This is a genomic window from Streptomyces sp. DSM 40750, from assembly GCF_024612035.1.
Taxonomy (GTDB): domain Bacteria; phylum Actinomycetota; class Actinomycetes; order Streptomycetales; family Streptomycetaceae; genus Streptomyces.
Genome location: NZ_CP102513.1, coordinates 4,069,894 through 4,092,738 on the forward strand (window position 1 = coordinate 4,069,894; position 22,845 = coordinate 4,092,738).

The 22,845-nt window shown below is 70.1% G+C and carries 14 protein-coding genes; all 14 read right to left on the minus strand.

Translation table 11 applies throughout. The features are described from left to right. Positions 1-167: 167 nt before the first annotated feature. The 14 genes from JIX55_RS18230 to JIX55_RS18295 all read right to left on the minus strand — a co-directional run bounded on the left by JIX55_RS18230 (position 168) and on the right by JIX55_RS18295 (position 22,827). Entirely contained in the window at positions 168-4,256 is a 4,089-nt protein-coding gene (locus JIX55_RS18230; RefSeq protein ID WP_257564370.1) for an Rne/Rng family ribonuclease, read from the minus strand. A 246-nt stretch (positions 4,257-4,502) separates the two neighbouring features. Further along, positions 4,503-5,300 (minus strand): TIGR03936 family radical SAM-associated protein, encoded by a 798-nt coding sequence (locus tag JIX55_RS18235; protein WP_257564371.1) that lies wholly within the window; start codon positions 5,298-5,300, stop codon positions 4,503-4,505. 48 nt (positions 5,301-5,348) lie between these two features. Further along, positions 5,349-6,530, minus strand: a complete 1,182-nt coding sequence (locus JIX55_RS18240; RefSeq protein WP_257564372.1) for a hypothetical protein — start codon at positions 6,528-6,530, stop codon at positions 5,349-5,351. Positions 6,531-6,957: 427 nt separating this feature from the next. After that, the gene (locus tag JIX55_RS18245) at positions 6,958-8,907 is read right to left on the minus strand and encodes a TIGR03960 family B12-binding radical SAM protein (RefSeq protein WP_257564373.1); all 1,950 of its coding nucleotides are present in this window, start codon (positions 8,905-8,907) and stop codon (positions 6,958-6,960) included. Positions 8,908-9,074: 167 nt separating this feature from the next. Beyond that, on the minus strand, positions 9,075-10,601 hold the full coding sequence (locus JIX55_RS18250) for a CYTH and CHAD domain-containing protein (RefSeq protein WP_257564374.1): 1,527 nt from the start codon (positions 10,599-10,601) through the stop codon (positions 9,075-9,077). Positions 10,602-10,695: 94 nt separating this feature from the next. Continuing rightward, positions 10,696-11,892, minus strand: coding sequence for a rod shape-determining protein RodA (gene rodA / locus JIX55_RS18255; protein ID WP_257564375.1), 1,197 nt, complete (start codon positions 11,890-11,892; stop codon positions 10,696-10,698). Then, entirely contained in the window at positions 11,889-14,183 is a 2,295-nt protein-coding gene (gene mrdA / locus JIX55_RS18260; protein ID WP_257564376.1) for a penicillin-binding protein 2, read from the minus strand. The genes rodA and mrdA overlap by 4 nt, the downstream gene beginning before the upstream one ends. Positions 14,184-14,288: 105 nt before the next feature. Next, positions 14,289-14,960, minus strand: a complete 672-nt coding sequence (gene mreD, locus JIX55_RS18265) for a rod shape-determining protein MreD (RefSeq protein ID WP_257564377.1) — start codon at positions 14,958-14,960, stop codon at positions 14,289-14,291. 28 nt (positions 14,961-14,988) lie between these two features. Continuing rightward, positions 14,989-15,942, minus strand: coding sequence for a rod shape-determining protein MreC (gene mreC, locus JIX55_RS18270; RefSeq protein WP_257564378.1), 954 nt, complete (start codon positions 15,940-15,942; stop codon positions 14,989-14,991). A gap of 174 nt (positions 15,943-16,116) precedes the next feature. Beyond that, entirely contained in the window at positions 16,117-17,136 is a 1,020-nt protein-coding gene (locus JIX55_RS18275; RefSeq protein WP_004931372.1) for a rod shape-determining protein, read from the minus strand. A gap of 383 nt (positions 17,137-17,519) precedes the next feature. Continuing rightward, entirely contained in the window at positions 17,520-17,933 is a 414-nt protein-coding gene (ndk, locus tag JIX55_RS18280) for a nucleoside-diphosphate kinase (RefSeq protein WP_257564379.1), read from the minus strand. Between the two features lie 103 nt (positions 17,934-18,036). Continuing rightward, positions 18,037-18,396, minus strand: a complete 360-nt coding sequence (locus JIX55_RS18285; RefSeq protein WP_257564380.1) for a DUF4233 domain-containing protein — start codon at positions 18,394-18,396, stop codon at positions 18,037-18,039. Positions 18,397-18,407: 11 nt separating this feature from the next. Further along, positions 18,408-19,913, minus strand: coding sequence for a bifunctional tetrahydrofolate synthase/dihydrofolate synthase (gene folC, locus JIX55_RS18290; protein WP_257564381.1), 1,506 nt, complete (start codon positions 19,911-19,913; stop codon positions 18,408-18,410). A 289-nt stretch (positions 19,914-20,202) separates the two neighbouring features. Continuing rightward, positions 20,203-22,827 (minus strand): valine--tRNA ligase, encoded by a 2,625-nt coding sequence (locus JIX55_RS18295; RefSeq protein WP_257564382.1) that lies wholly within the window; start codon positions 22,825-22,827, stop codon positions 20,203-20,205. Positions 22,828-22,845: the final 18 nt, after the last annotated feature.

Genomic DNA, 22,845 nt, shown 5'->3' on the forward strand with positions numbered 1-22,845 from the left:
CCGAGAGGGAGGGGTGCCTGTGGGACAAAAGAGGCGGGCAAACGTCCCCAAATCTCCCCGCCCGGTGTGAAGTTCCTCTCCCTGAACGCACCGGTGCCCCCGCCCGGCGGTGAAACCGCCCGGCAGGGGCACCAGTTGGAGCGGACCAAGCGTCCGCCCCGCAGGGCTCAGCTCTCGTCGGTCGAAGCCGCGACCGTGGCCGACGTCTGCTCGGCGGCCACCGTGGTCTTCTTCGTGGCCGCCTTCTTCGTCGCCGCCTTCTTGGCCGTGGCCTTCTTCGCGACCGTCTTCTTGGCAGCCGCCGTCTTCTTCGTGGCGGCCTTCTTCGCCGTCGCCTTCTTGGCCGTCTTCCGCGCCGCCTTGGCGGGCGCCTCGGTAGCCGGAGCCTCGGACGTGCCCTCGGCGGGAGCCGACGGCACCACGACCACAGCGGTCTCCGCGGACGCGGTGGGCGCCGTCGCCTTGCGCACGGCACGCCGACGCGGACGGGCGGGAGCAGCGCTCTCGGCAGCGGCGGCCGCCTCGGGCTGTGCGGCCTGCTCGCTCACCGGCTCGGCGACCGGCTCAGCGGCCTTCTCGACCATGGGCTCGGCCACGGGCTCCGCGACCGGCTCGGCCACCGTCACCACGGCCTCCTCGGCCGCGGCCCCGGCCGGCGCGCCCGCCGGGGCGGACACCTTCCGGGTCGCCCGACGACGCGTACGGCCCTTGGGCGCGGCCTCCTCGGTGCTCGGCACGGCGGCCGGCATCTCGACGACCGGGTCCTCCACCGCGACGGGCTCCGCCTCGGCGGCCTCCCGCGACTTCGGGGCACGGTCCTCGGAGACGGTGACGGCCACGGCCTCACGCGGCTTCGGCGCCCCCGAGGGCGCGGACGCCCGCCGGGTCGCACGGCGACGCGAACGGCCGCGCGCGACCGACGCCTCGGCCTCCGCGACGCTGCTGTACAGCTCCTCGTCCGGCTCGAACTCCGCGGGCAGCGCGACAGGCTCGGCAACCTCGGCGGCCACCTCGGCCTCGACCAGCTCGGCCGACTCCACCGGCTCGGTGATCTCGGTCACGTGCTCGTGGTCGGTCTCGGCACCGCCACGCCCGCGCTTGCGGCGCTTGCCGCCACCGCCGACGGCCGTCGGCTGATCCATGTGCACGATCACGCCGCGCCCGTTGCAGTGGACACAGGTCTCGGAGAAGGACTCCAGAAGGCCCTGCCCGACCCGCTTCCGGGTCATCTGGACCAGGCCCAGCGAGGTGACCTCGGCGACCTGGTGCTTCGTACGGTCGCGTCCCAGGCACTCGAGGAGGCGCCGCAGCACCAGGTCCCGGTTGGACTCCAAGACCATGTCGATGAAGTCGATGACGACGATGCCACCGAGGTCGCGCAGCCGCAGCTGACGCACGATCTCCTCGGCCGCCTCCAGGTTGTTCCTGGTGACCGTCTCCTCCAGGTTGCCGCCCTGGCCGGTGAACTTGCCGGTGTTGACGTCGACCACGATCATGGCCTCGGTCTTGTCGATCACCAGCGAACCACCGCTGGGCAGCCACACCTTGCGGTCCAGCGCCTTCATCAGCTGCTCGTCGATGCGGTACGTCGCGAAGACGTCGACCTCGGACGTCCACTTCTGCAGACGGTCGGCCAGGTCGGGCGCGACGTGCGCGACGTATCCGTGGATGGTCTCCCACGCCTCGTCGCCGCTGACGATGACCTTGGTGAAGTCCTCGTTGAAGATGTCGCGGACGACCCGGACGGTCATGTCCGGCTCGCCGTACAGCAGCGACGGTGCGTTTGAGCTGCCGCCGCTCTTGGCCTTCTTCTGGATGTCCTCCCACTGCGCCTGCAGTCGCTCGACATCGCGGCGCAGCTCGTCCTCGCTCGCGCCCTCGGCGGCGGTGCGCACGATGACTCCCGCGTCCTCGGGAACGATCTTCTTGAGGATGGTCTTCAGCCGGGCCCGCTCGGTGTCGGGCAGCTTGCGGCTGATACCGGTCATCGACCCCTCGGGGACGTAGACCAGGTAGCGGCCGGGCAGGGAGACTTGGCTGGTCAGACGCGCGCCCTTGTGCCCGATCGGGTCCTTGGTGACCTGGACGAGCACGGACTGGCCGGACTTGAGGGCGGACTCGATGCGCCGCGGCCCGTTGGCCATGCCCAGCGCCTCGAAGTTGACCTCACCGGCGTACAGGACGGCGTTGCGTCCCTTGCCGATGTCGATGAAGGCGGCCTCCATCGACGGCAGCACGTTCTGCACCTTGCCGAGGTAGACGTTGCCGACGTACGAGGTCGACTGCTCCTTGTTGACGTAGTGCTCGACGAGCACGTTGTCCTCGAGGACGCCGATCTGGGTGCGCTCGCCGCTCTGGCGGACGACCATCACGCGCTCGACGGCCTCACGGCGGGCGAGGAACTCGGCCTCGGTGATGATCGGGACGCGACGACGCCCCTGCTCACGGCCTTCGCGACGGCGCTGCTTCTTGGCCTCAAGACGGGTCGAGCCCTTGATGGACTGCACCTCGTCGGACGGCTCGGTGTCCTTGGCGCGCCGCTCGCGCGGCTCACGGACCTTGACGACCGTGCGCTCGGGGTCGTCGGTCCCCGCCTCGGCCTCGGTGCCCGAGTCACCGGCGCGACGACGACGGCGACGGCGCCGACGGCTGCTGCTGGAGCCGGACTCCTCGCGCTCGTCGGCCTCGTCCTCGGCGTCCTCGTCCTGCTGCTCGGCGGTGTCCTCGGCGTCCTGCGCGGCCTGCTCGGCGGCGAGCTCGTCGCCCTCGGAGGCGTCCTCGGCGGACTCGCCGCGACGACGGCGACGGCCACCCCGGCGACGGCGACGCCGCGACCCGGTGGACTCCTCCTCGCCGAACTCGTCACCCTCGGAAGCGTCCTCGGCGCCCTCTTCGGGCTCCTCGGGCTCCTCCGGTTCGTCGGCCACCACGGCGGCGGCCACGGGCTGCTCCGCCTCGGCGGGCTCCCCTCGGCGTCGACGGCGACGCCGCGAGCCGCCGGTGCTCTCCTCCTCGGCGAACCCGCCGAAGTCGGTGGTCTCGGCGGGCTCCTCGACCTCCACGGTCTCGGTCTCCGCCTCGGCGGCGGCCTGCGCGGCGGCCCGCTCCGGCGTCTGGAACATCGGCTCGGTGAACACCGGCGCCTGGAACACGGCCACAGCGGGCCGCGCCGGACGGGCCGGTGTCTCGTCCGCGGCCGGGGCGGCGGGCTCCGAGAACCCGACGGCGGCCTTGCGCGCGGACCGACGGCGGGAACGACGCGGCGCGGCGACGTCCTCGACCTCGGCAGCCGGGGCGGCGGGCGCCTCGACGGGCTGGGCGGCGGGCGCCTCGGCGACGGCCGCCTGCACGGTCTGGGGCGCAGTGGTCTCGGCGGCGACGGACTCGGCCACGTCGGCGGCCTCAGCCTCGGGCGCCTCGGCGGGCGCGGTCACCCGGCGTGTGGCGCGACGACGCGTACGACGCGGCGCGGCCTCTTCGGCCGCCTCCTCCACGGGCTCCTGAACGGCGGTGGGGGCAGCTTCCACGACCTCCGCCGGAGCCTCCACGACCTCGGCGGCCGGCTCACCGGCGGGCGCGGACACCCGGCGTGTGGCGCGACGGCGCGTACGCCCGGCGGGCGCGGCCTCCTCAACGGCGGCAGGCGCCTCAGCGGCGGGGGCCTCGACCTCGGCGGCGGTCTCGGGCGCGGCCACGGCGGCCTTGGGCGCGCCGGTGGGGGCGGAGGCCCGACGGGTCGCACGACGACGCGTACGACCGGCAGGCGCGGCCTCCTCCACAGCAGCGGGCGCCTCGGCGGCGCTCTCGACGGCGGCCGGCGCCACGGTCTCGACGACCTCGACGACCTCGGCGTCCTTGGGCGCACCGGCGGGCGCGGAGGCCCGACGGGTCGCACGACGGCGCGTACGACCGGCGGGCGCCGCCTCCTCGACGGCTGCAGACGCCTCGGCAGCGGCGGCAGCCTCGTCGGCTTCCTCGTCCACCTCGACATCCGCGACGACCTCAGCGGTCACAGCGGTCTCGTCCGGCACAGTCACTTCAGCCACCTCGGCCGTCTCATCGGTGGCCGCGAGGTCCTCGGACTCGGCGGCCGGTATGGCCGGCGCGGTGGTCTCCGCGGCCGCTTCGGACGCGGCGGACGGCGGTCCCGCCGGGCGGGACGCGGCACGGCGGCGACGGCGCGGCGGCAGGGTGTCGCTCGGCGTGTTGTGTTCGGAGCCCTGCACGGGCTCTGCGGATTCGATCTGTTCGGGCATGCGGGCGTTTCTCCCGTCAGGCTCCCGGGCGCCGCACCCGGGTCCGGCGTGGCCGGTGACGTCCGCGGCTCGCGTCGTGCGCGACTGCCGCCGTCCGGGGCGCGGGCGCCGCACGGGAGCTCTCTGTGTCCTGTCTCGCCGGTTCCGTACGCCATGTTGCGTACGGCCTGGCGAAAGTCTTGTGGTCAGTGCGCTGCCCGACCCAGGTGGCTCCCGGATACAAGGGCGGCGCTACGACGTCCGTCCCTACGCGGGGCCTACCGGCGCCGACGCCTTCGCGGCGGCAGCGGGTTCGGCCGTTGAGGGGGCCGGCGCTGCCTCGCGGTCGGGCGCGAGCGGGTCGGTCACCGTGCCGGTCTCTTCATCGAAAAGCCCCTGCGCCAGCCTGGTCACCGCTGCGGGGACCGGCGGCGCCAGGTCGGCCACGGCGCGGAGACCGGACAGGACGTCGTCGGGTCGTACGGCAGGCGTCACGTGCCGAACAACCAGCCGCAGTATCGCACAGGGCTGGTCCGTCGGCCTATCAGCCCTCGGACTGTGCGTCTCAGGAGCGTCGAGACTGTCGAGGTCGACGACGGCGGCCCGGGCGTCGAAGGTCCGTACGCCGTTCTTGGTCCTGCGCTGGACCTCGACGAGGTCAGCCGCCTTGAAGGCCTCGACCGCACGCCCGGCGTCCGCCGGGTCCACGCCGTCCAGGCGCAGCTCCCACACGGAGGCCGTGAGCCGGTCGGCGAGCCCGGAGGTCCGGGCCTCGACCGCGTCGATGATGTCGAGCCCGGTGGGCAGCGACTCGTCGAGCAGAATCCTGAGCTTTTCGGGGTCGCGCGCGTCGGTGAGCGCGATCTCCAGATACTCCGCCTCACTGCCCGTGCCGGTGGGTGCGGCATTGGCGTACGACACCTTCGGATGCGGCGTGAACCCCGCCGAGTACGCCATCGGCACCTCGGCACGGCGCAGCGCACGCTCGAAGGCGCGCTGGAAATCACGGTGGCTGGTGAACCGGAGGCGGCCGCGCTTGGTGTAGCGCAGTCGGATGCGCTGCACCGCGGGTGCGGGCGGCGGGCCTTCGGGCTGTCGCTTGCCCAGTGTCGTTCAGTCCTTCGTGAGTGCGGTCGTACTGCTACCAAGAGTACGTGTCTCGGCCGCCCCCGGTTCCCTCCGGGCGACCGGCTTCGGCTCCCCCGGCTGTCCGAAGAGCGCCCACCGCACACTGGCGCGTGCCTGGCGGACGGATTCGCGGGCGGTGGCCAGGGCCTGCCGGGTGGTACGGCCCACAGTGCTCGCGACGGCCGCGACCGGCTTCCACACCGCATCCCGTACGAAGTGACCGGCGGGTGTGAGGACGGTCCGGTACACCCACCGCGTGGGCTCCACGAAGATCCACCGGAAGAGGTTCGCCAGGAACCGTCCAACGGCGAGCGAGATCCGCCCGGCCACCCGCCACGCGTGCCCGAGGGCGTCCCAGATCTCCCGTCCGACGACGGCGAGGACCCGCCCGACCGGCGTGAGCACCCACCGCCATACGGCGAGCGCGGGCAGCACGAGCAGTACGCGCAGCGTCCAGTAGATCCCGAGCCAGAGCCCGGTGAAGATCATCCGTACGAGCCATACGACACCACGGGCCACCCACGCGATCGCGTGTCCCACGGGCGTCAGCACATACCGGTACAGCCACACGGCCGGTACGACGAGGAGGTACCGCACCAGCCAGACCACGGCCGTGAACAACGCGACCGCGACGGCGGCGATCCCGGCCCCGATCCCCCTGGCCAGCCAGGCGATGCCACGCCCGAGCGGCGCCAGCGTCCACCGATACAGCCACACGAGCGCGGCCCCGACACCGGTGGCGACCCAGACCACCCCGGCCCAGACCCCGGCGGCCGCCCAGGCGATCGCCTGCCCCACGGGCGTCAGCACATACCGGTACACCCACACGACCGGCACGACCAGCACCCGATACCCGAGCCAGCCGAGTCCTTTGGCGACCGGCACGACGACGTACCGCCACAACGCCACCCACGGCCACACGAAGACGGCCCTGCCGACCCACAGCAACGCCCGCCCCACCGGCCGCAATACGGCATCCATCAGGAACCGCCCGCCCACGACGAGCGCGTCCCACACCATCCGCACGGGCACGACCAGCACGAGCACGACGATCCGCACGGGCACCCGGATCGCGACGGTGAGACACCCCTCGGGCGTCTGGCGCTCGGGCGTCTGCCGCGCCGACGGCTCAACGGGCTGCTGGGCGGGCCGCTTCTCCAGGTCCATAACGACGTAGACGCCTCAGCGACCTGTCCGGATCCAGCCACACGTCTGCAAATTCCCGCCCCGTTCGCCCTCGTGTCCTCTGCCGCCGACCTCCGTCACTTTATGCGCGGTGACACGGCAAGTCGCAGCTGGGTGCCGGGGGATCGAGTGTCGTCCGTCGCCCCGGGCGAGGGCCCCCTACCGCTTGCGCCCGGAACTCCTCGTGGCCTTGGCCGACTTGCAGGCCCGCGCGGTCCCGAGCGGCAACGCCGCGGACGCGCCCAGACCCCGGACCAAGGTGACACTGCGGCCGACCGAAGACGTCACCAACGGCGGCGCATGACGGACGCTCGGCTCTCCCATGCGCGGCGGCTGGAGTGGTACCACGCACATGGGGTGTCCGAGGGAACCTGTCGTTCCCTCGGACACCCCATGACGTTGCCCGCGCTCAGTGGCTGTGCCCGCTCCCCGCCGGCTGCTTGACCGCCAGCGGCAGCAGCTTCCTCCCCGTCGGGCCGATCTGGATCTGTGTGTCCATCTGGGGGCAGACGCCGCAGTCGAAGCACGGGGTCCAGCGGCAGTCCTCGACCTCGGTCTCGTCGAGGGAGTCCTGCCAGTCCTCCCAGAGCCAGTCCTTGTCCAACCCCGAGTCGAGGTGGTCCCAGGGGAGGACCTCCTCGTAGGTGCGCTCGCGGGTGGTGTACCAGTCGACGTCGACGCCGAAGGCGGGGAGGGTCTTGTCGGCGCAGGCCATCCAGCGGTCGTAGGAGAAGTGCTCGCGCCAGCCGTCGAAGCGGCCGCCGTCCTCGTAGACCGCGCGGATCACGGCGCCGATGCGGCGGTCGCCGCGGGAGAGCAGGCCCTCGACGATGCCCGGCTTGCCGTCGTGGTAGCGGAAGCCGATGGAGCGGCCGTACTTCTTGTCGCCGCGGATCTTGTCGCGGAGCTTCTCCAGCCGGGCGTCCGTCTCCTCGGCGGAGAGCTGCGGGGCCCACTGGAAGGGGGTGTGCGGCTTGGGGACGAACCCGCCGATCGACACGGTGCAGCGGATGTCGTTCGAGCCGGAGACCTCGCGGCCCTTCTGGATCACGCGGGTCGCCATGTCGGCGATCTGGAGGACGTCCTCGTCGGTCTCGGTGGGAAGGCCGCACATGAAGTACAGCTTCACCTGACGCCAGCCGTTGCCGTACGCGGTGGAGACGGTCCGGATCAGGTCCTCCTCCGAGACCATCTTGTTGATGACCTTGCGCATGCGCTCGGAGCCGCCCTCGGGCGCGAAGGTCAGACCCGAGCGCCGGCCGTTGCGGGTGAGCTCGTTGGCGAGGTCGACGTTGAAGGCGTCCACGCGGGTCGAGGGGAGGGACAGACCGATCTTGTCCTCCTCGTACCGGTCCGCCAGGCCCTTGGCGATGTCACCGATCTCGCTGTGGTCGGCGGAGGAGAGGGACAGGAGGCCCACCTCCTCGAAGCCGGTCGCCTTCAGGCCCTTCTCGACCATCTCGCCGATGCCCGTGATGGAACGCTCGCGGACCGGGCGGGTGATCATGCCCGCCTGGCAGAAGCGGCAGCCGCGGGTGCAGCCGCGGAAGATCTCCACCGACATGCGCTCATGGACCGTCTCGGCGAGCGGGACGAGGGGCTGCTTGGGGTACGGCCACTCGTCCAGGTCCATGACGGTGTGCTTGGACACGCGCCACGGGACGCCCGACTTGTTGGGTACGACGCGGCCGATGCGGCCGTCGGGGAGGTACTCGACGTCGTAGAACGCCGGGATGTACACCGAACCCGTCCTCGCGAGGCGGAAGAGGACCTCCTCGCGGCCGCCGGGACGGCCCTCGGCCTTCCAGGCTCGGATGATCTCGGTCATGTCGAGCACGGCCTGCTCGCCGTCGCCGATGATGGCCGCGTCGATGAAGTCGGCGATCGGCTCGGGGTTGAAGGCCGCGTGGCCGCCGGCCAGCACGATCGGGTCCTCGACCGTGCGGTCCTTGGACTCCAGGGGGATCCCGGCCAGATCCAGGGCGGTCAGCATGTTCGTGTAGCCCAGCTCCGTGGAGAAGGACAGACCGAACACGTCGAAGGCCTTCACCGGTCGGTGGCCGTCGACCGTGAACTGCGGCACGCCGTTGTCGCGCATCAGCTGTTCGAGGTCGGGCCACACGCTGTAGGTGCGCTCGGCGAGGACGCCCTCGCGCTCGTTCAGTACCTCGTAGAGGATCATGACGCCCTGGTTGGGCAGACCGACCTCGTACGCGTCCGGGTACATGAGCGCCCAGCGGACGTCGCAGGACTCCCAGGGCTTGACGGTGGAGTTGAGCTCACCGCCCACATACTGGATCGGCTTCTGCACATGCGGGAGCAGGGCCTCAAGCTGTGGGAAGACCGACTCGACAGACATCGCGGGGGTTACCTTCGTGAGCTGACTGGGGGCACCCCCGGCCGGAGGCTGGGGGAGGGTGACCATCTAGCGTAACGCCCCGGGAGGCACCCCTCGCACGCCCAGTTGCCGGCAGGCCGACCGGCGGGCCGCCGGGCACCCGGCCCTCGGCGCCGTCCGCCCGGTCGTCAGAAGGGCATGTCGGCGCTGATCTTCGCCCAGGTCCCCGGCAGCGCCCCCTCCGCCAGCTCCGCCCGCCGCTCCTCCCTGCCGTACAGCAGCCCGTACGTGAAGGCGCTCTCCCCCGCCTGATGGGCGTGGAGGGCGATGTCGTGCAGGGCCTCGCGGGTCATCACGCTGTCCTGGTGGTCGCCGAGGAGGCTCTGCAGGGACTTCATGTCCCTGACGACCACCTTGGCCGGCCTGCCGAGGAGGGGGCCCGCCGCCTCAGCCGCATACCGGGTGCGCTTGGCCTTCTTGCGGGCCTCGTGCATGGCGAGGTCCCGGTCGGCGCCGGACGGCTGTGCCACGGCCTCCTCGACCAGGGCCGCCACCTTGGCGAAGTCCTTCTTGACCGCCTGGGTGATCACCTTCTCGGCGTCGCCCTCGGCGGCCTTGAGCAGCGGCGGATCCTTGACCACGGCGTCGAGGGACTCCAGCAGCTCCAGATACCGCCGGCCGTCCAGCGCTTCGATCACCTCGGGCCCGGGGCCCGCACCGCCGTCCTTCCCCGCCCAGGCGCGCAGCCGCTCACGGACCGGGCCCGTCACCAGGCTCTCGGGGAGGTCGTCCAGCGCCCCGGTGAGCCGATCCGTCAGGACCTCCTGGTCACGGTCGACTCCCAACTCCCCCGCCAGCCACTTCAGCTCCTCGCCGATCGGGTCCGTGACGGCCCGGTCCAGGACCGTCCCGAACGACTTGAAGGTGCTGCGCAGTCGGCGCGTGGCGACCCGCATGCTGTGCACGGAGTCGAAGACATCACGGCGGACGGCGGGATCGAGCTCGATGATCGCGTCACGCTGAACGCGGACGTAGGCGAGAACATGATCACCGGGGGTGACGGGCTCACCCGGCGCCTGGGCCTTCTCCCGCTTCTTGTCCTTCTTCTTGCCCTTCTTGGGTGCCGTCTCCTGGAGGGCCCTGGCCAGCTTCGACGGTGAGTCGGACGGCCGTACGCCCGCCTTGCGCAGCCTCTTGTCGACCTTCTCGAGGAAGGCCGGGTCGCCGTCGTCGGCGAGTTCCACCTCGATCTCGGACCACTGGGCAGTCCGGCCGTCCTCGGTGAGCCGTTCGGCGACCACGGCGTCCACACTGACCTCGGCGAGGAGGATGCCGTCCGCGTCGAGCAGATCGCTGACGTCACGCGTGGAGACGAGGCGGACCAACGGGACCAACTCGGCCTCCCGGACCCGGGAACGCACGAGCCCCGCGAGATCGTCGGGCAGCGTGTCGGAGAGCGGGGCGCGGATCTCGTCCCGTACACCGGCGGAGACGGGGAACTTCAGATGCCAGCCGGCGTCACTGCCTCCCGTGCGACGGCGCAGGGTGATGGAGGCGGCGGCGAGGCGTTCATCGGGCGTGTCGTAGTAGACGGCGTCCAGCTCCGCCACGCCCTTGTCTATGACGGTCGCGACTCCGGCCACACCGGTGAGGTCGGGCAGGCCGCTCTCGTCGGACTCGTACTTCCGCTCGATCTCACGCTTGGTGTCCGCCATGAAATGAATCTAGTCCTACTTCAGTCTCCTGGGCAGCCCCACCTCGTTGGACGACTGACAACTACCGTTTCCCTGGGCGATACCCGGCCTTGCCCTACGCGGACATGGGTCTCTCCACACGGATGGACTGCAGCAGCCCCACCGCCACCCACACCGCGAACATCGACGACCCGCCGTACGACACGAACGGCAGCGGCAGCCCCGCCACCGGCATGATCCCGAGGGTCATGCCGATGTTCTCGAAGGACTGGAAGGCGAACCAGGCGATGATGCCGCCGGCGACGATCGTGCCGTACAGCTCGGTGGTCTCGCGGGCGATCCGGCAGGCCCGCCACAGGACGACACCGAGCAGCAGGATGATCAGCCCGGCGCCCAGGAACCCCAACTCCTCCCCCGCCACCGTGAAGACGAAGTCGGTCTGCTGCTCGGGCACGAACTGCCCGGTCGTCTGTGAGCCCTTGAACAGCCCGGTGCCGAGCAGCCCGCCGGAGCCGATGGCGATACGGGCCTGGTTGGTGTTGTATCCGACGCCGGCCGGGTCGAGCTCGGGGTTGGCGAAGGCCGCGAAGCGGTTGATCTGGTACTCGTCGAGCACCCCGAGCTGCCAGACGGCGATCGCGCCCATCGCGCCGGTGCCGATCAGGCCGAAGACCCACCGGTTGGACGCGCCGGAGGTGAGCAGGACGCCCAGCACGATCACCACCATGACCATGACCGAGCCGAGGTCGGGCATGAGCAGGACGATCAGTATGGGGACGGCGGCGAGACCGAGGGCCTGGACGACCGTGCGGTGGTCGGGGTGGGGTTTGTCGCCCGCGTCCACCCGGGCCGCCAGCAGCATCGCCATGCCCAGGATGATCGTGATCTTCACGAACTCGGAGGGCTGGAGCGAGAAACCGCCGCCGATGACGATCCACGCGTGGGCGCCGTTGATGGTCGCACCGAGCGGGGTCAGCACCAGCAGGATCAGCAGGACCGAGATGCCGTACAGGATCGGCACGGCCGTGCGCAGGGTGCGGTGGCCGAGCCAGACCGTGCCGATCATCAGTGCGAAGCCGATGCCGGTGTTGAGCAGGTGCCGGAAGAGGAAGTAGTACGGGTCGCCCTGGTTGAGCTCGGTGCGGTTGCGGGTCGCCGAGAAGACGAGGGCCGCGCCGATCAGGGAGAGCGCGATGGCCGAGAACAGTATCGGCCAGTCGAGCCGACGGGCGAGCGAGTCGCGGGCGAACAGGCGGGTCCAGCCGGAGCGTTCAGGCCCGTACCCGGAGACGGAGAAGCTGTTGCCGGTCATACGGACGTCCTCCGCCTCTTTCCGCGGCACCGGCCGCGGTCCGTACGTCGCCGTGCGGCCCGATTGCCGTTGCCCCCGCGCGTACTGACGATCGCCGCCAGGTCGCCGAAGGACACCGGCTGGGCGGCCGGCCCGGCGGCGACGGCCTGGATACCGTCCTCCGCGGCCTCCTCCTCGGTCTTCTTCGGCGGGTAGGACTCCAGCTTCGGGGCGTCGATCGAGCCGTCGGACTCGATCTTCGGCAGGCCCTTCTGCGGGGTGGCCAGCAGCGCCTTCTTCTTGTCGATCTCGCCGTCCTCGGAGACGCCGTACAGGGCGTTGTAGAGCTTGCGCACGGCGGGCGCCGAGGCGCCGGAGCCCGTACCACCCTGGGAGATCGTCATGACGATCGTGTAGTCCTTGGTGTACGTGGCGAACCAGGAGGTCGTCTGCTTGCCGTAGACCTCCGCCGTACCCGTCTTGGCGTGCATCGGGATCTCGTTCTGTGGCCAGCCCTGGAAGCGCCAGGCGGCCGTACCACGGGTCGCGACTCCCGCGAGGGCTTCGTCTATCTCGTCGCGGGTCTTCTCCGACATCGGCAGCTTGCCGTGCGACTTGGGCGCGATCTCCTGCACGTTCTTGCCGTCGGGGCTGACGATCGCCTTGCCGACGGTGGGGTCGTAGAGGGTGCCGCCGTTGGAGATGGCCGCGTAGATGGTGGCCATCTGGATGGGGGTGACGAGGGTGTCGCCCTGGCCGATGGAGTAGTTGACGGAGTCACCGGCGCGCATGCGGTTGCCTTCGAGGCAGTTCTCGTACGCGATCTGCTCGGCGTACGAGCCGCCCTTCTTGCCGTACTTGCACCAGGCGTCCTTGTTGGCCTCCCAGTACTCCTGCTTCCACTGGCGGTCCGGGATGCGGCCGGTGACCTCGTTCGGCAGGTCGATGCCGGTCTCGGCACCGAGGCCGAACTGGTGGGCGGTCTTGTAGAACCAGTCGTTGGCACCCTTCTTGGGCTTGATGCCGCCGTCACGCTTCCACTCCTCGTGGGAGAGGCGGTAGAAGACGGTGTCGCAGGAGACCTCCAGCGCCTTGCCGAGGCTGATCGCGCCGTGGCTCTGGGACTCGAAGTTCTTGAAGACCTGGCCGCCGATGGAGTACGAACTGGAGCATTCGTACGGGCCGTTGAAGGAGTATCCCGCGTTCACGGCGGCGGCCGTCGGGATCACCTTGAAGATGGAACCGGGGGCCGACTGGCCCTGGATGGCGCGGTTCAGCAGCGGGTAGTTGGACTTCTTGCCGGTGAGCCTGGCGTAGTCCTTGGCGGAGATGCCGCCGACCCAGGCGTTGGGGTCGTAGTCCGGGTTGGACGCCATGGCGACGACGCGGCCGGTCTTGGCCTCCATCACGACGACGGCACCGGAGTCGGCCTTGTAGTTCGTCCCGGTGTTCCTGTCGACCTGCTTGCGGGCTTCCTTCATCGCCTCGTTGAGCTCGTACTCGGCGATGCGCTGCACGCGGGCGTCGATGCTGGTGACGAGGTTGGCGCCGGGCTCGGCGGGGTCGGCCTCGGCCTCACCGATCACGCGGCCGAGGTTGTCGACCTCGTAGCGGGTGACGCCGGCCTTGCCACGCAGCTCCTTGTCGTACTGGCGCTCCAGGCCGGAGCGGCCGACCTGGTCGGAGCGCAGATAGGGCGATTCCGTGTCCTGGGCCTTGGTGATCTCCTCGTCGGTGACCGGCGAGAGATAGCCGAGCACCTGAGCGGTCTGGGAGCCGCCGGGGCTGGCATAGCGGCGGACGGCCTGGGGTTCGGCGGTGATGCCCGGGAAGTCCTCGGAGCGCTCGCGGATCTGCAGGGCCTGCTTGGCGGTGGCCTCGTCGGTGATGGGGATCGGCTGGTACGGCGAGCCGTTCCAGCAGGGCTGGGGCGTCTCGGAGTCGCAGAGCCGGACCTTGTCCATGACGTCCTTGGGCTTCATGTCCAGGACGCCGGCGAGCTTGGCGAGGACGGCCTTGCCGTCGTCGTCCATCTTCAGCAGGTCGGTGCGGGAGGCGGAGACGACCAGCCGGGTCTCGTTGTCGGCGATCGGGACTCCGCGCGCGTCCAGGATCGAACCGCGCACGGCGGGCTGTACGACCTGCTGGACGTGGTTGCCGGAGGCCTCCTTGGCGTAGGCGTCGCCCTCGCGGATCTGGAGGTACCAGAGGCGGCCACCGAGGGTGCCGAGGAGGGAGAAGACGAGGATCTGGATGATGATGAGCCGGATCTGGACCCGTGGGGTCCGCCCGGTCTCCGGGATGTTGGTCACTGCCTGTCTCCCCCTCTCAGTGCGTGTACGGGTGATGCGCGTGGTGCTGGTACATGGAGTACACCGCTCGGCTGTGATCGGTTCCCATGCCCGACTGACCTGCCCTCACAGCCGCTTGACCCCCTTGATGCGCCCCGCCCGGGCCATCCGTGAGCGCGCGGCCTTGATACGGAGTCCGCCACGCTGGTTGCCGATGCGCAGGCCGGTGCCGGAGGAGAGCCAGCCGGCGGAGACGTCGGACGCCTTGGCGGCGTTGTTGGTCTCGGCGAGCGGGTCGTTCTCGGCGCGCCGGGCGAGCGCCATGATGCCGGGGACCACGAAGGGCGCGAGCAGCAGATCGTAGAGCGCGGCGGTGAACAGCAGGCTGGGCAGGCCGACATGGCGGGCCGCGTCGTCACCGACGAGGGCGCCGACACCGGCGTACAGGAGCGTCGAGCCGAGCGCGGCGACGACGACCACGGCCATCGGTCCGGTCGCCGACTTGAGCCGGCCGGTCTCGGGTTTGGCGAGCCCCGCGAGGTATCCGATGACGCAGAGGACCAGGGCGTAGCGCCCGGCCGCGTGGTCGGCGGGTGGCACGAGGTCGGACAACAGCCCGGCGCCGAAGCCGATGAGGGCGCCGCCGACATGGCCGTAGACCAGGGCGAGGCCGAGCACGGTGAGGAGCACCAGGTCCGGTACGGCGCCCGGGAGATGGAGTCTGGCGAGGACGCTCACCTGGATGACCAGGGCGACGATCACCAGGGTGGTGGAGAGCAGCATCCGGTTGAAGCGCATGAAGGGTTCAGCTCCTACTGTCCTACGTCTACTGCTCTTGCGGCTGACCGTCGGCGCCGTCGCCGGGTTCGTCCGCGCCCGGCGTGACGGTCACGGTCACGGTCGGCGTGGGGGTGGCCTTCGGCTTGTTCGGCAGGACGGTGTCGCGCGGGTCCTTGCGGGGCGGCTGGACGACGACGCCGACGATGTCGAGCTGGGTGAAGGACACGAACGGCTTGACGTAGATCGTGCGGGTGAGGTCTCCGCCGGAGGGGTCGACGCGGGCGACGACACCGACCGGGACGCCGGGGACGAACGGCTTGTCGGCCTGCGAGCCGAAGGTGACGAGGCGGTCGCCCGCCTTCACCTTGGCCTTGCCGTTGAGGAGTTCGACGCGCAGCGGGCGGTCGCCCTGGCCGGAGGCGAAACCGAGTTCGTCGGTGGCCTCCATGCGGGTGCCGACGGTGAAGTCGGGGTCGTTGGCGAGGAGCACGGTCGCGGTGTTCGGCCCGACGGTGGTGACACGGCCGACGAGCCCGTCGCCGTTGAGGACGGTCATGTCGCGGGTGATGCCGTCGTCGGTGCCGATGTCGATGGTGACGGTCCAGGAGAAGCCCTGGGCCGCTCCTATGGCGATGACCTCGGCGCCCTTGATGCCGTACTGGCCGTTCGCGGCGGTCTTCAGCATCTTGTCGAGCTGTTCGACTCTGCTGCTGTTGCGGTCGTCGCTGCCGAGGGACGCCTTCAGTTCGGCGTTCTCCTTCTCCAGCGCGGCGAGGCGGTCGTGGCGGGAGCCGGAGTCGCGAACGGCGCTTATGGCGTTGCCGATCGGGTCGACGGCGGTCGACACCCCGTCCTCGATCGGACCGAAGACGGTGGCGGCGGCACGTCGGGCACCGTCGACCGGTGAGTCCTCCCCGCCACGGATGTCCACCGTGATCAGCGCGAACGCGACGGCGATCAGCAGCACCAGGAGCAGCCGGCTCTCTCGTGTGTCCCTCACGTGCGGCGGCCGTGCCTTCCTCATAGGAATTCGACAGGAATTGGGGAATTCGGGTAGCCCCTCGGAATCCCGGGCCGGGAACCGTAGGGGCGCTTTGTGGGAGCTTAGGCCTCTATATCAACGATCCGCCGCACGAGAAGAGAACGTCCCGTACGGCGGAATCGACGTGTTACGTCATCTGCGGGGCTGGGCGTCGAGCACCTGCTGCAACGCCTCGAACTCCTCGACGCACTTGCCGGAACCGAGCGCCACACTGTCCAGCGGGTCCTCGGCGATGTGGATCGGCATACCGGTCTCGCGGCGCAGTCGCTCGTCGAGACCGCGGAGCAGGGCGCCGCCGCCGGTGAGGACGATGCCGCGGTCCATGATGTCGCCGGAGAGCTCCGGGGGGCATTTGTCGAGGGTCGTCTTGACGGCATCGACGATGGCGTTGACGGGTTCCTCGATCGCCTTCCGCACTTCGGCGGCCGAGATGACGACGGTCTTGGGCAGCCCGGACACCAGGTCCCGGCCGCGGATTTCGGTGTGCTCGTCAGCGTCGAGGTCGTACGCCGAACCGATCGTGATCTTGATCTGCTCGGCCGTCCGCTCACCGAGGAGGAGGCTGTACTCCTTCTTGATGTGCTGGATGATCGCGTTGTCCAACTCGTCGCCCGCGACGCGGATGGACTGGGCGGTGACGATGCCGCCGAGGGAGATGACCGCGACCTCCGTGGTGCCGCCGCCGATGTCCACCACCATGTTGCCCGTGGCCTCGTGGACCGGCAGGCCGGAGCCGATGGCCGCGGCCATGGGCTCCTCGATGATGTGCACCTGACGGGCGCCGGCCTGGGAGGACGCCTCGATGACGGCGCGCCGCTCGACACCGGTGATGCCGGACGGCACGCAGACGACGACCCGAGGACGGGCGAGATACCGCCGCTTGTGGATCTTCAGAATGAAGTAGCGGAGCATCCGCTCGGTGATCTCGAAGTCGGCGATGACACCGTCCTTCAGCGGACGTACGGCAACGATGTTGCCCGGCGTCCGCCCGATCATCTTCTTCGCCTCCGCGCCGACCGCGAGAATGCCACCGGTGTTGGTGTTGATCGCGACGACGGACGGCTCGTTCAGTACGATCCCGCGACCCCTGACGTACACCAGCGTGTTGGCGGTCCCGAGGTCGACAGCCATGTCACGGCCGATGAACGACATTGAGTTCCCCATCAGGATTCGTCTGGCCTTCCCAAGTGGAGCGCTGTGGGCTTTTGAGAGCTTTTCAGGCTTTTCAGGTCGGCGAAGTGGGTGCTGTGACGTGAAGGCTTACATCGTAGTCTCGCCCGCACGAACACTGCGCGAGGGTCTTCGCCATTGTGGACATGCGATGCGCCGCCTCGCCTCTAGAGACGATCCATCGGGGGTGCGCGTTCCCCCGATCGCCGCGCATATGCCGTTCTGCGGACGGAATTTCAGCGGCGTTGGCTGGTCAGCCCGGGTATAGGCCATGTGGGTGGTGGCCGAGTGTTGGCCGAATGTTCCAGAAGAGTAAGCGAGACGGGGGCGGGACGACTCACCGGCCCCCGCCGTCACGGACGTTGCTACGCGTGCCCAGGGAAGAAGATCTTCAGCTCGCGCTCGGCCGACTCCTCGGAGTCCGACGCGTGGATCAGGTTCTCGCGCACGATGACGCCGTAGTCACCACGGATGGACCCCGGTGCGGCGGCGATCGGGTCGGTCGGACCGGCCAGCGCGCGCACACCCTCGATGACGCGCTCGCCCTCGACGATCAGCGCGACGACCGGACCGGAGGCCATGAACTCGACCAGCGGCTCGTAGAAGGGCTTCCCCTTGTGCTCGCCGTAGTGCTGCTCCAGCGTCTCCTGGTCCAGTGTCCGCAGCTCCAGCGCGGTGATCTGCCAGCCGGCCTTCCGCTCGATACGGCTGATGATCTCGCCGGTCAGGCCGCGCCGGACGGCGTCGGGCTTGAGCAGGACGAGGGTGCGCTGGCTCACGGTGGTGACTCCTTCATTTCACAAGGGTGCGGAGCTCAGAGGCTACAGGGCGAGTCCGACAGGTTGTTACGCAGCGTCAGGAAGCCCCGGCGGGGCCTCGGCCTCAGGAGGCTCCGGCGCCGGCCTCGGTGGAGGCCTGCGCGGCGAAGCGGACCTTCGCCTCGTCGATCTTCCGTCCGAAGTGGATCGAGGCCCACCACAGGGCGGTGAAGATCGCACCCATGAAGAACATGGTCGGGACGAAGAAACCGGAGGCGATCAGGCCGAGCTGGAGCGCCCAGCCGAGCTGGATGCCACCGGGCCGGGTGACGAGGCCGCACAGCACGACGCACAGGAACATGGCGATGCCACTGACCGTCCAGACCGTGGTCATGGTCAGGTCGGGGTCCTTCATGGCGACCAGCCCGGCCAAGGCGATCACGAAGAACTCGCCGATCAGGGTCGAAGCACAGAGGGTACGCATGGTGGTGAGACTCAGCCCTTCCCCAGCAGCAGCCGGGCTTCGCCGACGGTGATGACGGAACCGGTGACGAGTACGCCGCCGCCGGCGAACTCGCCCTCTTCCTCGGCGAGCGTGATCGCCGCCTCCAGGGCGTCGGGCAGCCGCGGCTCCACCTGCACCCGCTCCTCGCCGAACACCTCGACCGCGATCCCGGCCAGCTCATCGGCGTCCATCGCCCGGTGGCTGGAGTTCTGCGTGATCACGACCTCGGCGAAGATCGGCTCGAAGGCCTCCAACAGCCCCCGAACGTTCTTGTCGCCGCTGGCCCCGACCACGCCGATCAGCCGGCTGAAGTCGAACGCCTCTCCGACGGCCTCGGCCGTGGCCCGCGCGCCCGCCGGATTGTGGGCGGCGTCCAGCACGATGGTCGGGGACCGCCGTACGACCTCCAGCCGGCCCGGCGACGAGACCGCCGCGAAGGCCTTGCGGACGGTGTCCAGGTCGAGCGGCTCCGGGCGCTGCGAGCCGACGCCGAAGAACGCCTCGACCGCCGCGAGGGCGACGGCCGCGTTGTGCGCCTGGTACGGGCCGTGCAGCGGGAGATAGACCTCGGGGTACTCGCCGCCGAGGCCGCGCAGGGTGAGCATCTGCCCGCCGACGGCGACCTGCCTCGAGACGACACCGAACTCCAGCCCCTCCCGGGCCACCGTCGCGTCGACCTCCACGGCCTTCTTCAGCATCACCTGCGCCGCGTCCACCGACTGCTGCGCCAGGATCACGGTCGCGTCCTGCTTGACGATGCCGGCCTTCTCCACGGCGATCTCGGCGGGCGTCTCGCCGAGCCGGTCGGTGTGGTCGAGGTCGATGGGGGTGACCACGGCGACGTCCCCGTCGATGACGTTCGTGGCGTCCCAGGTGCCGCCCATGCCGACCTCGACGACGGCCACGTCGACGGGGGCGTCCGCGAAGGCGGCGTACGCCATGCCGGTCAGCACCTCGAAGAAGGAGAGCCGGTACTCCTGGGATCCGTCCACCATCTCGATGTACGGCTTGATGTCCTCGTACGTCTCGATGAACCGCTCCGCGGAGATCGGCGCACCGTCGAGGCTGATGCGCTCGATGATCGACTGCACGTGCGGGGAGGTGTACCGGCCGGTGCGCAGTTCGAAGGCGCCGAGGAGGGCCTCGATCATGCGGGCGGTGGAGGTCTTGCCGTTGGTGCCGGTGATGTGGATCGAGGGGTACGACCGCTGCGGCTCGCCCAGGACGTCCATCAGCGCGGCGATCCGCGTGACCGAGGGCTCCAGCTTGGTCTCGCCCCAGCGGGTCGCCAGTTCCGTCTCGACCTCGCGCAGCGCCTTGTCGACGGCCGGGTCGGCGGGCCGCGTCGGTACGTCACCCTGCGGCGCGCCGCCCTGGGCGCGCAGGGTACGGCTGCCGGCCTCGATCACCGCGAGGTCCGGGTCACGGTCCGTCTCGGCGGCGATGATCTCCTCGAACGGATCGATCGGGTCGGGCTGCTCACTGCGTTCGCTCACGGAGTCAGTCTACGGACAGACCGCCCTGCAGCTCGGGGGGTACCCGTAGGAGGGCGACCGCGGGTCGTAGGTGGCTGGTCGCGCAGTTCCCCGCGCCGCCCCTGTGGTATTCGGCGGCTTCAAGTCGCCCTGCTCAGCCGCGGGCAGTCGTGCCGCTGGGGCGGCACGGGTGGGCGCAGGCGGCACCCCGTACGCGCCGGGCCGCGCGACCTCCCCCGGCCGGCCGAAGGCCCCCGGTGCCCGACGGACTGACGGACACCAGGGGCCTTCACTCACGTACGACGAACAGCTACGCCTTCGGCAGTCGGTCCAGCTGCGCGGCGATTCGCGCGATGTCCTCGTCCGCCTTGGCGAGGCGGCCGCGGATCTTCTCCACGACCTGGTCCGGGGCCTTCGCGAGGAAGGCCTCGTTGCCGAGCTTGGCCGTGGCCTGGGCCTTGTCCTTCTCGGCCGCCGCGAGGTCCTTCGCGAGGCGCTTGCGCTCGGCGGCGACATCGATGACGCCGGAGAGGTCGAGGGCGACCTCGGCGCCCGCCACCGGCAGGGTCGCGGTGGCCGAGAAGCCCTCGCCCTCGGGCTGCAGGCGCAGAAGCTGACGGATCGCGGCCTCGTGCGGGGCCAGGGCCGTACCGTCGAGCGTGAGGCGGGCCGGGACGCGCTGGCCGGGCTGGAGACCCTGGTCGGCGCGGAACCGGCGGACCTCGGTGACGACCCGCTGGACCAGCTCGATCTCGCGCTCTGCGGCGTCGTCGCGGAAGCCACTGTCCTTCGGCCAGTCGGCGATGACGAGGGACTCGCCGCCGGTCAGCGTCGTCCACAGGGTGTCCGTGACGAACGGGACGACCGGGTGCAGCAGCCGCAGCGTGACGTCCAGGACCTCGCCCAGGACACGCCGGCTGACCTCGGCCGGCTCGCCGCCCGCCTGGAACGTCGTCTTGGACAGCTCGACGTACCAGTCGAAGACCTCGTCCCACGCGAAGTGGTAGAGCGCCTCGCTGAGCTTCGCGAACTGGAAGTCCTCGTAGTACGCGTCGACCTGCTCGACCGTCTCGTTCAGGCGGGCGAGGATCCAGCGGTCGGTCGCCGAGAGCTTCGAGGCGTCCGGCAGCGGGCCCTGAACCGTCGCGCCGTTCATCAGCGCGAAGCGGGTGGCGTTCCAGATCTTGTTGGCGAAGTTACGGGAGGCCTGGACCCAGTCCTCGCCGATCGGGACGTCGGTGCCCGGGTTGGCGCCGCGCGCGAGGGTGAAACGGAGGGCGTCGGAGCCGTACTTGTCCATCCAGTCGAGCGGGTCGACGACGTTGCCGAAGGACTTCGACATCTTCTTGCCGCGCTCGTCGCGGACCAGGCCGGTCAGCGCGATGGTCTTGAAGGGGACCTCGCCGTCCATCGCGTACAGGCCGAACATCATCATCCGGGCGACCCAGAAGAAGATGATGTCGTGGCCGGTCAGCAGGACATCGGTGGAGTAGAACTTCCGCAGGTCCTCGGTCTGTTCGGGCCAGCCGAGCGTGGAGAACGGCCACAGGCCGGAGGAGAACCAGGTGTCCAGGACGTCCGTGTCCTGGGTCCAGCCCTCGCCGGTGGGCGGCTCCTCGTCGGGGCCGACGCAGACCGTCTCGCCGTTCGGGCCGTACCAGACCGGGATGCGGTGGCCCCACCACAGCTGGCGCGAGATGCACCAGTCGTACATGTTGTCGACCCAGTCGAAGTAGCGCTTCGACATCTCCTCGGGGTGGATCTTGACCCGGCCGTCGCGGACCGCGTCACCGGCCGCCTTGGCCAGGGGTGCGACCTTGACCCACCACTGCATCGACAGCCGCGGCTCGACGGTGGTCTTGCAGCGCGAGCAGTGACCGACGGAGTGGGTGTACGGCCGCTTCTCGGCGACGATCCGGCCCTGCGAGCGCAGCGCGCCGACGACGGCCGAGCGGGCCTCGAACCGGTCCTGGCCGAGGAACGGGCCGTGGACGGTGATGACACCGTGCTCGTCCATGATCGTCATGGCGGGCAGGCCGTGGCGCTGGCCGATCGCGAAGTCGTTCGGGTCGTGGGCCGGGGTGACCTTGACCGCGCCGGTGCCGAACTCCGGGTCGACGTGCGTGTCGGCGACGACCGGGATGGTGCGGTCGGTCAGGGGCAGCTTGATCTGCTTGCCGATGAGGTGCCGGTACCGCTCGTCGTCCGGATGGACGGCGACGGCGGTGTCGCCGAGCATCGTCTCCGCGCGGGTGGTGGCGACGACGAGGCTGTCCTCCCCCTCGCCGTACCGGATGGAGACCAGCTCGCCGGCGTCCTCCTGGTGTTCGACCTCGATGTCCGAGATGGCCGTCAGACACCGCGGACACCAGTTGATGATGCGCTCGGCCCGGTAGATCAGCTCGTCGTCGTAGAGCCGCTTGAAGATGGTCTGGACGGCCTTGGACAGCCCTTCGTCCATGGTGAACCGCTCACGGTCCCAGTCGACGCCGTCACCGAGGCGGCGCATCTGGCCGAGGATCTTGCCGCCGTACTCCTCCTTCCACCGCCAGACGCGCTCGACGAACTCCTCGCGTCCCAAGTCGTGGCGGGACTTGCCCTCTTCGGCGAGCTGCTGCTCGACCTTGTTCTGGGTGGCGATACCGGCGTGGTCCATGCCGGGGAGCCAGAGGGCCTCGTAACCCTGCATGCGCTTACGGCGCGTGAGGGCGTCCATGAGGGTGTGCTGGAAGGCGTGCCCGAGGTGCAGGCTGCCGGTGACGTTCGGCGGCGGGATGACGATGGTGTACGCGGGCTTGTCGCTCTTGGCGTCGGCCGCGAAGTAACCCTTGTCCACCCAGCGCTCGTACAGCGTCCCCTCTACATCGGCCGGCGCGTACTGGGTCGGCAGATCGGTGGCGGGCGCTGGAGGCTGCTGCTGAGCGTTCTCGGTCACTCGCTCAGTTTAGGGGTG